This window comes from Cupriavidus oxalaticus (genome assembly GCF_038900635.1).
GTDB classification, from domain to species: Bacteria; Pseudomonadota; Gammaproteobacteria; order Burkholderiales; family Burkholderiaceae; genus Cupriavidus; species Cupriavidus oxalaticus_B.
Genome location: NZ_JAYMRX010000034.1, coordinates 18,914 through 32,110 on the forward strand (window position 1 = coordinate 18,914; position 13,197 = coordinate 32,110).

The window sequence follows — 13,197 nt, forward strand, 5'->3', positions numbered from 1 at the left end:
GCAGGAAATTTGCGGCAGCAGTTCATGGTTTCCACCACGGCGCGGTATTGGCGATCTTGACGAGTGAGTACAACAATGATGCGAGAACCTTGTCGTTGTTGTAGCTGTTCTGGTGCTCATAGCCGGATTGCCGGAAGACTACCGTGCCGCGCACTCGCGATGCCGATGCCTCGCTGGGAACAGTCTGATCGCCGGCATCCATGGGCGGCTCAAGTCTGAGTTGCAGGGTGTGACGATTTTGGGCCCGCACCACCATGCGCCCTTCCCCGTCTTCACTGACAAGCTTCCACATAAGCGGATCGCCAAACCTTTCCAGATCTGTTGCATTCACGCGATATGCGACCGTACCGAAGGCCTTCTGCGAAGGGTCTGCGCCATAGCTAGCGTAGGTGGTGGGGTGGTAGAGGTCCTGGATATCAATGTGAAACCTCTGCGCTTCGGCAATCCGCTTCCTTGCCAACCTATAGGGGTTGAACCCTTCATATCTTTTGTTGGCAGGATTCACCCACTCCGGGTTCAGCAGGCGCCACCACGCATCAGGTTCTCGGGCGTAAATGTCGTAGAGGGGGTCCCCAACGGCTATTGGCGCTGCAGGCCTTGTTGTCCCCAAGGTCTTATGCAACTGCATTTCGCCACGATAAATCTTAAGCGGTTCGTCCGAAGTAATCGGCAACGCCATCACCTGCCGGTACTCGCTGGTCTGGACACGTAGCCAGCCCCGCGGATAAGAAGCGCTCGGCAGCAACTCCAATGGCCCTGGTGCGTTGGCAAAAACCGCTGTGACTTCCTTGCCGGTCTTGCCGATCACCGCGCGTTCGATGGCTGCCACCAGGTTACCTTTCGCATCCTCAAAGCCGGAGCGTACCCGCTTGTAGGCCGCCGCCGCCCCGACAGGGGGCTGGACGTTGTGATAGATGCCGAGGATTTTCTTGTCGACCCCATTGCCGTACTTTGGGTTCAACATCGCCCTGGCAACCAGCCCGCCCATCGAATGCGTCACGATGATGACCTTCTCGCAACGGCGCCCGTTGGCCTGGTACATTGCGATCACTTCGTCAATGCGCCTGGCAAGCTTGCCCGCCGACACGCCGTTGCTTTGCAGCCAGTTGTATCCCATGGCATAGACCGGATACCAGCAGTTCCCGACCCGCCGGATCTCATCCTCTGTCAAGGGCTTGCCTGCCCCGCCCCACTCCGCTGGATCCACGCCCAGCACCGGTATGCTCAGCGGCATCTTCCAGGCCAGCGACACATCTCCCGTTGGTGCCAGCAGATCGTTCATCCTCGCTTCCAGCAGTTTGATGACCGTGCCGTAGGATTCGAACATGACCTCGCTCCAGCCGCGCCAGCGGGCCTTCTGCGCTGCGGTGGCTTCATGCCTGCCGCGCTTCGCTTTCCATTGCTCCGCTGCAACGGGCAAGGGAGCACTCATCAGCAAGCCGATATCGGGCAGGCCATCCGGAACATTGCGGTGCCGCTTGTCTGAATTTGCAGTCGCCTCGCCCATCAGGTCGAACTTTCCCGCGTCTTCAGTGATTTCATAGCGATCGACCTCGGTCTCGTCGGGATCGAAGTTCAGTTGCCGGCGTTTCGGGGAGTCTCCGCGGCGGGAAAGGCTGTCGATCTTCTCGTCTGGCCGCCAGGCCCGGTTGTTGTCTCGCTCAAGTTCCGATTGACGTTTCCGGCTCATACGCAGATGGGATCCCATCACGCCAGGAATGAAAATGATCGGAATGACCCATTCCGGCGGCACCGGCAAGCTGACACGGCGCTTGTCGGTCGAAGGCGTCAGGGCAATGGTGGCGCCGGCGCGCCCGCCAATCTCTTCGCCAGTCTTCAGATGGATGCGGTCATTGGCCACTTGCTGCCTCCAGGATCTCGATCATGACGTTTTCCGCGCCCTGGCTTTGCTGGAACCTGGTCAGCCCGTCCACATCGGTGACGCCCTCGATCACGCTGCCATCTGACTGCGTCAGGCGGAATCTCCGGTTCCCGGCTGGGGAGCCGTCGGGCAAGTGCAAGTACACCTCCTGGTCGAAATCGCTGTGCGGCAACGCCAGCGCGCCAGGGCTCATACCCTTCGGGCCATCGAGACTGACTCCGGCGGCGTAAATCTGCCTTGTCCCGTGCATGCCCTCCACGATCTGCGAAGGCGTCCAGCGCTGGTAGGTCTGCCCGACCTTGAACAGGATGCCCTGGTCGGCTTCAAGGACGATATCGCCGAGCGCCCGAAAATGGATGTTGCGGCGCGCGGTTCCCTTGATGTCGCCGCCCTGCGCTTCCAGCGCAATGTGGTCGGTCGCGGCCACCAGCCGAATCCCCAGGCTGTGCGCGAACAGCGCAATGCGCCGCGCCGCGCTGGCGAAGAAGCCGCCGCTGCTGGCGAATGACGCATGCTTGCCGGTCGTGACGGCCAGATGGTCGCCGCTATGCAAGTGGGTGGACCGTGCAGCGGTCGCAACCAGTCCGGCAGCGGCAGCCAGCACGAGATGGGGCGCTGTCAGTTCGCCGTTGACCTCGCCCGAGCCACGAATTTCCTCATGTTGAGCCTTGAGAGCCGTAGCGACGGCCTGCTGCTCGCTGTCCTGCGCCTGGTGGTGCCGTGCAAGCTGTGCAGTGGTGTCATGGGCGTGCTGCGCATGGTGCAGGCGATCCACCGTTTCGCCCATGTCCTTGTGATGCGCCCTGGCATCGGGCCGGGCCTCGGTGCTGACCAGCAGGCCGTCGGCGCCGCGTATGGCGCCGTGCCCATCGGTACGCAGCTCGAAGCCCTCGCCCCGATGATCCTGCCGCCCCCGGTTGTCCTCGATGCGGGTGAGATAGCCCAGGCTGAGTTGGGACCGCTGATGATCGGAGGACAGCTGGGACTGGATCTCGCCTTTGGTATCGTCGAACACCAGATGGCCGCTGCCCGAACCGTCCTGTTCCCGGCTACGAATGCCGGTCAAGGCGTGCTGGTCCGGCAACTGCCACGGCGGCATGTTCAGGCTGTTCGGCACCGCGCCCATGACAATAGGCTTGTCCGGGTTGCCGCCATCCAGGAACATCACAAGCACTTCGCTGCCGATGCGGGGAATGCCGACCTGGCCATGCTCGGAGCCCGCCCATGGCGTTGCCACCCGGACCCAGCATGACATCCGGTTGAACCGGTCCCATGGAAACTGCACGCGTACACGCCCGAAGCGGTCGGGCCATACGGCATGGCCCTCCGGCCCCACCACTGTCGCGCTTTGCGGACCAGTCACCACGGGCCACGGCACGCTCCGCGCGGGGCGGAAAACCTCGTGTGCCGGATGGCATTCGAATGCCACCCTGCAGCGCCACCGCTGGCCTTCGCCGGAGGCTTCCGCCACGTCTTCCACCCTGAGGTGCGTGTCCAGCACCACATACTCGCGGTTGGCGGCGAGCTGTGGATGCCCGCTGACGTGCAGGGTGTGCCCTGGCACGACAGCGCGCAGGTTGCCCTCGCCGAAGCAGCGAAGCCCCCGGGAACGAATCTCTTCCATGCGGATGCGGGCGATCATCTCGCCTTCATCCCATGGGCGGTTGTCCGTCGCTGGCTGCGCATGCTCGCCGGGAAAGTCGTAGACCTCCTGATGCAGCGCGCCGGTGTTCTGGCCCGTTTCGCGCGCATCGGCGCTGCTGGCGGTCAGATTGCCACGCGGCTGAGTGAAGCTGTAGGCATTGGTCGTGTACTTGCCGGCGACCACGGCATCGACCACCGAAAAGTCGTCTAGGTGTTCCTCGTCGATCCTGACGCCGGGCGGATGGACTTGAAGCACCTGATAGGCCTCGCTCGGCATCCTGGAATAGCCGCCGACATGGTCGACCAGGATAAGGCGGTGTTTCCCCTCCGAATGCGCGAAGAACCATGAGATGCCCCAGTGCTGCATGAGGCGGGCGATGAAGGCGTAGTCGCTCTCATCGCATTGGGTCCGGTAGACCCGCGTGGGGTACCTTGCCACATCCAGCCTGCGCTCAACGGGAAAGGAGTATGCGGACAGCACCTCCTCGATGATGTCGATGTCGGTGCGGTTTTCGAATATCCGGCTGTTCTTGTTCAGCGTGGCAAGCCACAGCCAGGGACGCAGCGTCAGGCCATAGACGAAGTGCCGCCCTTCGGCACGCAGGTAGCGGGCACGATCGACAATGCCGCTGATTTCGCGGATGCCCGCGCCGATGCGGCCCGCCGGCCCGGTTCCCATGCCATCAAGCTGGATATGCACGGTCAACTCCCGACCATTCATTTCGCGCAAGTCGAAATTGCCTTCCTGGCCGTGGAAATTGAAATCCTTGTCGGAGGTCTTGAGCTCGATCTCGTACTCGAACAGGCCGCAGAGCCCTTCCTTGCCCTGCAGGCGTACGAAAGCAAACGGCGATGCGCCGCGGCCATGCGGCAATGCCGGGCCGCAGACTGTGACGGTGCGGGCGGAGATGGGCAGATAATCGCGGACATTCATGCGGGCACTCCTGCAATGAAGACAACCACAGGGCGCCCGAAAACACGTCAAGCACCTTCTGCGGAGTGAAACCGATGCTATCCGCAGAACATGCCCGAAGAGACTCGACTATCGCGACATTTGATCGTACCTGGGCAAATTCAGAATCTTCCGAACTGACACGCAGACAGGAGCGCAAATTGAATTCGCACGGCGGACGCTGATATTTCTCCGTTGCCGCGGGAAATGTAGGGCGGCCCTACGGCAACGCATCCTCCGGCAACAAGCTCACCCCCGACGCGCTGGTCGACATGGTCCTGCGCTGGCTCCTGAGCACGCCGTTCTCGTCGAACTCGAGCAGCACTGTCGACGATCGGATGGAGCCACCGGCAAACAGCGGTCCGATGAACGGGATAAAGCTCTCGGGATGCGGCCGGGAACTCGCGAAGGAATAGATCAGGATGGTCGAGCCATTGCTGAGCGTCGTCTGCGAGGTGGGCTCGCCCAGTTGCGCGGTAACGTCGTCGAGCGTGGAGAAATCGAGCAGGAAGTTCTCCAGGTGCTCCTGCCGGACGTTGACGCCCGTCGAAACGCAGGCAGCCAGCATCGCGCTGGCTGCGACAAGGGCGTGAACACGTTTCATGTCGTCACCGCCGTACCGTTGTGCATGGCGGGGAGCGTGTGCAGGGCATTGTTGCCGGCGTAGCCCCGCATTGCGTCCGGCAAGCCCTTGCTCAAAGCATAGACGCTCCAGGCGGCGTTGGTCTGCGTCTTCCGCAAGGCTCAGCCTGATCCGGTTGCCCCGCCGATGCAGGTGCCTCTGGCGCCATCCCAGATCCGCTTGCTGTCGTACACTAGGCACTGGCGGCGCACTGAGCCCTGCGGTTCCATGTTGGTAGTGCCCGCCTTGACTCTGCTCAAGCCTTTATTCGCCGAGCGCTAGCAAACTGTCATCCATGACTTTTCCTACCTCGCCATCCGGCACGCCCCGTGCCGCCAATGCTGGTCAGGCCAGCGCCCCGCCCACGTCCCATCGCCCGCTGCCCTTGCCGCGCGGCCGTCTTGCATGGATCACCGGCATCGTCAGCTGGATCCTGCTGGTTGCCAGCACCCTGTTCTGGTGCCTGCTGCTGTTCCCGCTGGCGCTGCTGAAGCTGGTGCTGCCGTTCGCCGCGGTCCGCCGGCGCATCGATCCGGTACTCAACGGCATTGCCACGGCGTGGATTTCCGGGAATACCGGCTGGTTTGCGCGGATCCAGCAGGCGCCGTGGGATATCCAGGGCAATACCGGGCTGCGCTACGCGGACTGGTACCTGGTCAACTGCAACCATCAGTCGTGGGCCGATATCTTTGTGCTGCAGCGCTCGCTGAACCGGCGCATCCCGCTGCTGAAATTCTTCCTGAAGCAGCAGCTGATCTATGTGCCGGTGATCGGGCTGGCGTGGTGGGCGCTGGACTTTCCGTTCATGAAGCGCCATGGCAAGGCGGAACTGCGCCGCAATCCGGCGCTGCGGCGCCAGGACCAGGAAACTGCGCGGCGCGCGTGCGAGAAATTCTCGCTGGTACCGACCAGCGTGATGGTGTTTGCCGAGGGCACGCGCTTCAGCGAGGCCAAGCGCGCCGCGCAGGCGTCGCCGTACCGTCACCTGCTCAAGCCCAAGGCGGGCGGACTGGCGGTGGCGCTGAATGCAATGGGAACCCGCTTTCGCTCGATGATCGACGTGACCATCGCCTATCCCGACGGCGTGCCGAGCTTCTGGGACCTGGCCTGCGGCCGGGCCGGCATGGTGGTGGTGCGCATGCACCAGCTGGCGGTGCCACCGGCTTTCTGCGAGGCCGACTACGCCACCGACAAGGCGTTCCGCACGGAATTCCACCACTGGCTGGCGCATCAGTGGCAGTCCAAGGACGACGAGATCGAGGCCTTGACGACCCGGCCGGCCGGCTGACCGCCGCGCATCAACCGGCCACACCAGCCGCCGCCCCCGCTAGCCGGGCAACCGCTCCACCGCCCGCTTGCCCTGGCTGACCGCCGCCGTCACCGACGGGCTGCCGGCATTGTCGCTGTTGGCAATGCTGATGTTGCCGATCCCGGCCAGGTTCGGCCAGGCGGCGTCGGCGGCCACGTTCTCGCCGGCCACGCTGTCCGGCATATAGCTGTAGCCGTGCGCCCAGCGGTTCACCGTGATGCCGCGGATCACCTTGCCGGCGCTGAAGCCGGCCTGCCCAAGGATCCGGTCCAGCTGCGCGCGGATGTCTCGCTCGAGCGCATCGAACGGGGTTCCCAGCAGGAAGGCGCGGCCAGCGCGGAAGCGATCGCGGGCGCGCATGCCGCTGTCGGGCACGGTTGGCACATAAAGCATGTGCAGCACCGCCGGGTCGGACGGGCGAGATCCCGCGGGCGGCTCCAGCCACAGGTCGGTGTACGTCATGGCCGGTGCGTGAATGCGCCGCGCGCGCAGCGCGGCGAAGGCCTGCCAGTTATCGAGCGCCACCTTGGTGTAGACCAGCGGGGCCTTGGCCTCGTCGCGCAGCACCGCCTTCTGTGGCGCCGGCAACGACGGCAGCAGGTACGGGATCATCATGTTGTAGCCGGCCAGCACCACGTGGCGCGCTTCGATACGGTGCAGGTTGCCGCTCCAGCCGTAGGTCACGCGCGTGATATTGCCATCGGGCTCGACCGCGATCGCGGTGCTGTTCAGGCGCAGGCGCACGGGCGCGCCGTCGCGGTCCAGCCGGCTGTAGTCGAAGGCGGCGGCGGCCACGTCGGCGGGGGTGGCAATCGACGCCACGCCGGGAATCAGGCTATGCACCAGCAGCCGCGCCAGCGAAGCGTTGCCATCCGGGAACCACAGGCGCGAGGCCGGAGACTTGCCCAGCCGGGTGTTCGGCGCCGGCGCGGGCATGTTGGCGCCGGCGGGCAGCCCGATCGCGATGGCATCGGCGACCGATATGCCGTCGGCATCGAGCGCATAAGCATCATTGCTGCGGCTGCGCAGGAAGCGCAGCGCCGGCAGGCCGAGGCCGGCCTTGTCGCGCAGGAAGGCGGCGTAGCGCATGGTGCGCAGCGCCGCGGCACGTGCGGCGCCGTCGAGCCCGGGCAGGTAGTCGGTGGTGCCGGCCGCCAGGCGGGCCAGCGCGGCGCGGTCCGCCGCGGGAAGCGGCGCTTGCTCGAGGAAGCGCTGCAAGGCCGCGGCGTCGGGCCCCTGCGCGCGCAAGCCATTGCGCGCATCGGCCAGCTCGCCGAACGGATCGCCGCCGATCCACTGGTCGCGGCCGAAATGCTCGGCATCGAAAAACACGGCTCGGCCCATGCCCAGCGCGGCATATGGGTCGGAAGGCGGCATGGCCGGCGGACGCGCGGGATCGAGGCCGACGCCGGCCAGCAGCTCGCGCATGGCAGCGTCGCTGGCCGCGCCGGGCGGCATCTCGGCGCTGCCCCCATAGGTGACCAGCCGCTGGCCGCGCACGGTGAATTCGTTGCGCTTGGCATGACCGCCGAAGTCGTCGTGATTGTCGAGGATCAGGATGCGCCGGGCGGCGCCGAAACGGCGCCGGTAGAACCATGCCGCCGCCAGTCCGCTCAGCCCGCCCCCGACCACGACCAGGTCGAAGGCCTCGCGCGCCAGCACCACGGGATATTTGGCGCCCTCGCGCGCCAGGCCGTGGGCCAGCGTATACGTGCCGGCATGGTTGCCGCGCAGCCCCGTCAGGGCCGGCGGATAGCCGGCGCTTGCCGCCCCGCCCTGCTGCGCATGCAGCCATTGCACCGGTGCCAGCCCGGCGGCAATGGTCAGCGCGGTGCCGTTGAGGAAGTCTCTGCGCGTGATCGTCATCGGATGCTCATCGGAAATCGGTGCGTGCCGGAGCGCTTCGCTTCAGCGCTGTGCCGCCAGCGCCTTGCGCCGCGCGGCCACGTCGGCTTCGGTCACCGCACCGGCACGGTTGCCCCAGCCGCGCCGGATGAAAGTCAGCACACTGGCCAGTTCCTGGTCGTCCAGCGTCCAGCCATAGCCGGGCATGTGGTAGTCAGTGGCGGCGGTGCCGACGCGCGCAGTCACGGCGCCATCGAGCAGCAGGTTGACCAGCGACGCCGGATCGGGATCGGCCACGGTCGGGTTGCCTGCCAGGGGCGGAAACACGCGCGCGAAGCCCTTGCCGTCGGCGCCATGGCACGGCATGCAATACACCGCGTACTGGCGTGCGCCCGGCAGATCGAAGCGGCCCTGGTGCAGTTGCTGCGCGGTGGCAGGATCGGGGCGGAACGGCTTGTTCTCGCCGCGCGCGCCGGGCAGCGACTTGAGGTAGGCCGCCACGGCATCAAGGTCGCCCGGACTCATGTATTGCGTGGCGGTGGAGATCACGACGGACATGGGCCCGAACGAGGTTGCGTGCCCATTGCGCCCGGTGCGCAGGAACTCGGCAATGTCCGCGCGCGACCACGCCCCGAGCCCGGTGACCTGGTCGGCGGTCAGGTTGGTCGCGGACCAGCCTTCCACGCTGGCGCCCGACAGGAAGTGGCGGCTGCGCTCGTCCAGGCCTTTCTCGGCAAACAACCGGCCGCGCGGCGTGTGGCACGCTCCGCAGTGGGCCACCGCCTGCACCAGGTAGGCGCCGCGGTTCCACGCGTCGCCGCGCGCGGGCTCGGCGCGGACCGGGTCGTCGTCGAGAAACAACAGGTTCCACACCGATAGCAGGGAGCGCATCCCGTACGGAAAGCGCAGCTGCGGCGCCGGATTGCGCTGCGCCACCGGCACGACTTCCGCACGCATGTAGGCATACAGCGCGGCCACGTCGTCGGCTCTCATGCGGGCGTAGGACGGGTACGGCATGGCCGGATACAGGCGCTTGCCATCGCGCGCCACGCCCTGGCGCAGGGCGCGGTCGAACTCCGCCAGCGTATAGGCGCCGATGCCGGTGGCGGCGTCGGGAGTGATATTGGTCGAGTGGAGCGTGCCGACGGCGGTGCGGATCGGCAACCCGCCGGCAAATGGCTTGCCGCCTTCGCGCGTATGGCATGCGGCGCAGTTGGCGATGCGCGCGAGGTAGCGGCCGCGTTCGACCTGCTGCGCCTCGGTGGCGCCTGCGGCCAACGCCGGACGGGCAGCCGCGCAGGCAACCAGCAGCGCCAGGGAAAGCCACAGCCAGGGCAGCCATTGCGCCGGCAGCAAAGCGGCGGCGCAATGCCGCCCGGTCGGGCGAGACATGGGGTCGATCAGCTTGTTGTTGCGATGATGATGTTGTGATGAGAATGTAACGCGGCGCCGCTGCTCAGGCTATCGTCATCGCCGGCACGGCGCTTGCCGCTGCCGACGCGCTCGACACGGCCCAGTTGGCGGCCAGCACCAGGCAGACCACCAGTCCGGCGGCCACGGCCACGCCAGTCAGGATCAGCGGCACGGGGCGCAGGTTCTCCAGGTCGCGCTGGTGTTCCTGGCCCTTGCGCAGGCCAAAGAAGCCCCACAGCACGGTCCGCAGCAGCCTCAACGGGTTCATTGTCTCTCCTTGCACGAAAGCCTTTTCCGACGACAACCGATTATGGCCGCCACCCGCCATGCATAACAGCATCAGATACCTGGAAAATTTACGTATCAGTTGCCGGCTTCGGGGCGATAATGGCGCGACGCACTCCGCCCCCGACAGCGTCCCATGAAACGGTACGAAGCCCTCGCCGAAACCCTGGCCGCCGATATCCGCAACGGCAGCCTGCCGCCCGGCACCCGCCTGCCCTCGATCCGCAAGACCGTGGCGCAATACGGCGTCAGCCCGTCCACCGCGTTCCAGGCCTACTACCGGCTGGAAGAGCGCGGCCTGGTGCGCGCGCGCGAGCGTTCCGGCTACTACGTGGCGGGGCCAGCCCGGCGCGACCTGCCGCAGCCGCAGGCGCGGCCGTCGCGGCAGGTGTCGACCCAGGTCGACATCTCCAAGCTGGTGTTCGCGGTGCTGGAAGGCGCGCGCGACCGCAAGCTGGTGCAGTTCGGCTCGGCCTTTCCGTCGCCGGAACTGTTCCCCTGGGAGCGGCTGGGCAAGTCGCTGGCGCGGGCCGGCCGTGCGCTGGACCCGTGGCATTCGGTGAACGATCTGCCGCCCGGCAACGCGGCGCTGCGGCGGCAGATCGCGCTGCGCTACCTCGGCACGGGCGCGCCGCAGCCGGCCGAGGATCTGGTCGTCACCAACGGCGCGCTGGAGGCGTTGAACCTGTGCCTGATGGCCGTGACCCAGCCGGGGGATGTGGTCGCGATCGAGTCGCCGGGCTTCTACGCAGCGCTGCAGGCGCTGGAGCGGCTGCGCCTCAAGGCGCTGGAGATCCCGGTCGATCCGGCGGAGGGCATCGACCTGGGCGCGCTCGACAACGCGCTGTCGCGGCACCCGGTCAAGGCCTGCTGGTTCATGACGCAGTTCCAGAATCCGCTCGGCGCCAGCATGTCGGAAGACAAGAAGAAGGCGCTGGTGGCCCTGCTCGCACGTCATCAGGTGCCGCTGATCGAAGACGATGTCTATGGCGAGCTTTATTTCGGCAACCGCTGCCCGCTGCCGGCCAAGGCCTTCGATACGCATGGGCTGGTGATGCATTGCAGTTCGTTCTCGAAAACGCTGTCGCCGGGGTTCCGCATCGGCTGGGTGGCGCCGGGCCGCTTCGGCGAGACGATCCAGCGGCTCAAGCTGATGACCACGCTGTCGGCCGGCGTGCCCACCCAGGTGGCGCTGGCCGAGTACCTGCAGCACGGCGGCTATGACAAGCACCTGCGCCGCCTGCGCCATGTGCTGGAAATGCAGCAGGGACAGATGCTCGACGCCATCGGACGGCATTTCCCGGAGGGCGTGCGCGTGTCGCGGCCGGATGGCGGATACTTCCTGTGGGTCGAGTTCGCGCCCGGATTCGATGCGCTGGCGCTGCACCATGCCGCGCTCGAGGCCGGCATCGGGCTGGCGCCGGGGCCGATCTTCTCGGCGCGGCAGGGCTACCGAAACTGCATCCGGCTCAACTACGGCCATTTGTGGAACGGCGAGGCCGAGGCGGCGGTCGCCACGCTCGGCCGGCTGATCGCGCAACAGGCGGCCTGAGCGGTCTGAGCGGTCTCAGCGCGCGTCGCGGTGGCGGCGCAGCGCCCATTCCAGCATCTCGAACGCCGCCTGCACGGCGAGCGCCAGCACCGCGGCCGGAATCGCGCCGGCCAGCAGCAGCGTGGTGTCGTTGAGCGCCAGCCCGGTGGCGATGCGCTCGCCAAAGCCGCCGGCGCCGACGAAAGCCGCGATCGTGGCCGTTCCCACGCTGATGATGGCGGCGGTCTTGACGCCGGCCAGCAGCACCGGCAGCGCCAGGGGTAGTTCTACGTAGCGCAGTACCTGGCCGCCGCGCAGCCCGAGCGCGCGGGCCGCGTCGCGCATGCCCGGCGGCACCTGTTCCAGTCCGGTGGCGGTATTGCGCACGATCGGCAGCAACGCATACAGGAACAGCGCCACCAGCGCGGGCCACACGCCGATGCGGCCCAGCAGCGGGATCAGCATCGCCAGCAGGGCCAGCGAAGGCACGGTCTGCAGCACGCTGACCGCGCCCAGCACCACCTGGCCGGTGCGCCGGCGGCGCGCGGCCAGGATTCCCAGCGGCACGCCGGCCAGCGTGGCAGCGCCGACGGCGCCGACCACCAGGCCGATATGGCGCCGCGCCAGCCGGTTGGTGTCGGGGCCAAGCAGCGCGCCGAGCAGGCGGCGATCGCTGGCGCCTGCTGCAGCGGCCGCCCCGGCCACCGCGGCCACCGCGGCCGCCGGTGTGCGCGCTGCAACCGGTTCGGTGCCGGGGTTCGGGCCATTCGCCAGGAACTCGCGCGCGACGAGATCGAACGGCTTGCGGTCGATCTCCGCCGCGGCGTTCATCGCCACCATGTCGGCCGCGCTGATGCGGCCCGACAAGCGCTGCAGCGCCTGCCACGCCTGCGGGAAGCGCTGCGGCACATCCAGCCGGTACACCACCACGGCGTCATAGCGCGGGAAATAGCGGCGGTCGTCCTCGAGCACGCGCAGACGGTACTTGAGAATCTTGGCATCGGTGGAATAGATGTCGATCGCATCCACCTGCCCCGCTGCCAGCGCCTCATAGGCAACGCCGTGGTCCAGCCCGACCGGCTGCTGCGGCAGGCGATAGCGGCTGGCAAGGCCTGGCCATCCGTCCGCACGGCCGAGGAATTCATGCGACAGGCCCAGCCGCAGCCGCGGCTGCGCGGCAAGGTCACTGAGCCGGCGCAGGTGGGGCGGCCGGGTATCGGAGACAGCCAGTGCATAGGTGTTTTCGAAACCGAGCGGGATCGTGGCTCCCAGCCCGAGTGGGGCCAGCGCCCGCTGGATGGCGTCCAGGCTGGCGCCTGGCTGCAGCTTCAGGATCTCGGCGGCGAGCGTGCCGGTGTAGTCCGGATAGAGGTCGATGCTGCCGGCCTTGAGCGCCTCGAACACGATTGCGGTATTGCCCAGCCCTTGCTGGTGCTGCGCGGCGCCCGGCGGGCCAGCGGCCTGCGTCAGCAGTTCGCCAAGGATATAGGACTCGGTAAAGCGCTTGGAGCCGACGCGCAGGGGGTCGGCGGCCTGCGCGGGCTGCGTCCCGACGAGTGCTGTTGCGAGCACCCAAAGCGCCACGCGCCACCGCGTGGTTTTCTCATGGATCTGCCGATCGCCAGCCAGCCAGCCAAACACGTCGGTCCTTTTAATGAGCCGGTGTGCTTCCGGCATCTCTACATCATAGCTGCGGCATAGCCTTATCCCGAAA

9 protein-coding genes are annotated in these 13,197 nt (G+C 66.8%); 2 read left to right on the forward strand and 7 right to left on the reverse strand.

Annotated elements, in window-relative coordinates; all coding sequences use genetic code 11:
* Positions 1–22: 22 nt before the first annotated feature.
* From VSR71_RS31990 to VSR71_RS32000, 3 genes are all read right to left on the reverse strand, one after another.
* Positions 23–1,861, reverse strand: coding sequence for a lipase family alpha/beta hydrolase (locus VSR71_RS31990; protein WP_342917573.1), 1,839 nt, complete (start codon positions 1,859–1,861; stop codon positions 23–25).
* On the reverse strand, positions 1,851–4,460 hold the full coding sequence (locus VSR71_RS31995) for a type VI secretion system Vgr family protein (RefSeq protein ID WP_342917574.1): 2,610 nt from the start codon (positions 4,458–4,460) through the stop codon (positions 1,851–1,853). The genes VSR71_RS31990 and VSR71_RS31995 overlap by 11 nt, the downstream gene beginning before the upstream one ends.
* A 238-nt stretch (positions 4,461–4,698) precedes the next feature.
* On the reverse strand, positions 4,699–5,082 hold the full coding sequence (locus VSR71_RS32000) for a hypothetical protein (protein ID WP_342917575.1): 384 nt from the start codon (positions 5,080–5,082) through the stop codon (positions 4,699–4,701).
* Positions 5,083–5,485: 403 nt separating this feature from the next.
* On the opposite strand from VSR71_RS32000, the gene VSR71_RS32005 reads away from it, so the two are divergent.
* Positions 5,486–6,388 (forward strand): acyltransferase, encoded by a 903-nt coding sequence (locus tag VSR71_RS32005; RefSeq protein WP_342917609.1) that lies wholly within the window; start codon positions 5,486–5,488, stop codon positions 6,386–6,388.
* A 39-nt stretch (positions 6,389–6,427) separates the two neighbouring features.
* Here the strand turns inward: VSR71_RS32005 and VSR71_RS32010 are convergent, their stop codons facing one another.
* The 3 genes from VSR71_RS32010 to VSR71_RS32020 all read right to left on the reverse strand — a co-directional run bounded on the left by VSR71_RS32010 (position 6,428) and on the right by VSR71_RS32020 (position 9,935).
* Entirely contained in the window at positions 6,428–8,275 is a 1,848-nt protein-coding gene (locus VSR71_RS32010) for an FAD/NAD(P)-binding protein (RefSeq protein WP_342917576.1), read from the reverse strand.
* Positions 8,276–8,317: 42 nt separating this feature from the next.
* Positions 8,318–9,646 carry a cytochrome c gene (locus VSR71_RS32015; protein WP_342917577.1) on the reverse strand — a complete coding sequence of 443 codons (1,329 nt, stop codon included), beginning with the start codon at positions 9,644–9,646 and terminating at the stop codon, positions 8,318–8,320.
* Between the two features lie 64 nt (positions 9,647–9,710).
* Entirely contained in the window at positions 9,711–9,935 is a 225-nt protein-coding gene (locus VSR71_RS32020; protein ID WP_342917578.1) for a DUF2970 domain-containing protein, read from the reverse strand.
* Positions 9,936–10,088: 153 nt separating this feature from the next.
* On the opposite strand from VSR71_RS32020, the gene VSR71_RS32025 reads away from it, so the two are divergent.
* Entirely contained in the window at positions 10,089–11,504 is a 1,416-nt protein-coding gene (locus VSR71_RS32025) for a PLP-dependent aminotransferase family protein (RefSeq protein ID WP_342917579.1), read from the forward strand.
* A gap of 15 nt (positions 11,505–11,519) precedes the next feature.
* On the opposite strand, the gene VSR71_RS32030 is transcribed toward VSR71_RS32025, so the two are convergent.
* Positions 11,520–13,055, reverse strand: a complete 1,536-nt coding sequence (locus VSR71_RS32030; protein ID WP_342917580.1) for a glycine betaine ABC transporter substrate-binding protein — start codon at positions 13,053–13,055, stop codon at positions 11,520–11,522.
* Between the last annotated feature and the right edge of the window lie 142 nt (positions 13,056–13,197).

Bases quoted from the DNA above. Each gene is read 5' to 3' on its own strand.
- VSR71_RS31995 (WP_342917574.1), bottom strand. From the start codon at position 4,460: ATGAATGTCCGCGATTATCTGCCCATCTCCGCCCGCACCGTCACAGTC.
- VSR71_RS32000 (WP_342917575.1), bottom strand. From the start codon at position 5,082: ATGAAACGTGTTCACGCCCTTGTCGCAGCCAGCGCGATGCTGGCTGCC.
- VSR71_RS32010 (WP_342917576.1), bottom strand. From the start codon at position 8,275: ATGACGATCACGCGCAGAGACTTCCTCAACGGCACCGCGCTGACCATT.
- VSR71_RS32015 (WP_342917577.1), bottom strand. From the start codon at position 9,646: ATGTCTCGCCCGACCGGGCGGCATTGCGCCGCCGCTTTGCTGCCGGCG.
- VSR71_RS32020 (WP_342917578.1), bottom strand. From the start codon at position 9,935: ATGAACCCGTTGAGGCTGCTGCGGACCGTGCTGTGGGGCTTCTTTGGC.
- VSR71_RS32025 (WP_342917579.1), top strand. From the start codon at position 10,089: ATGAAACGGTACGAAGCCCTCGCCGAAACCCTGGCCGCCGATATCCGC.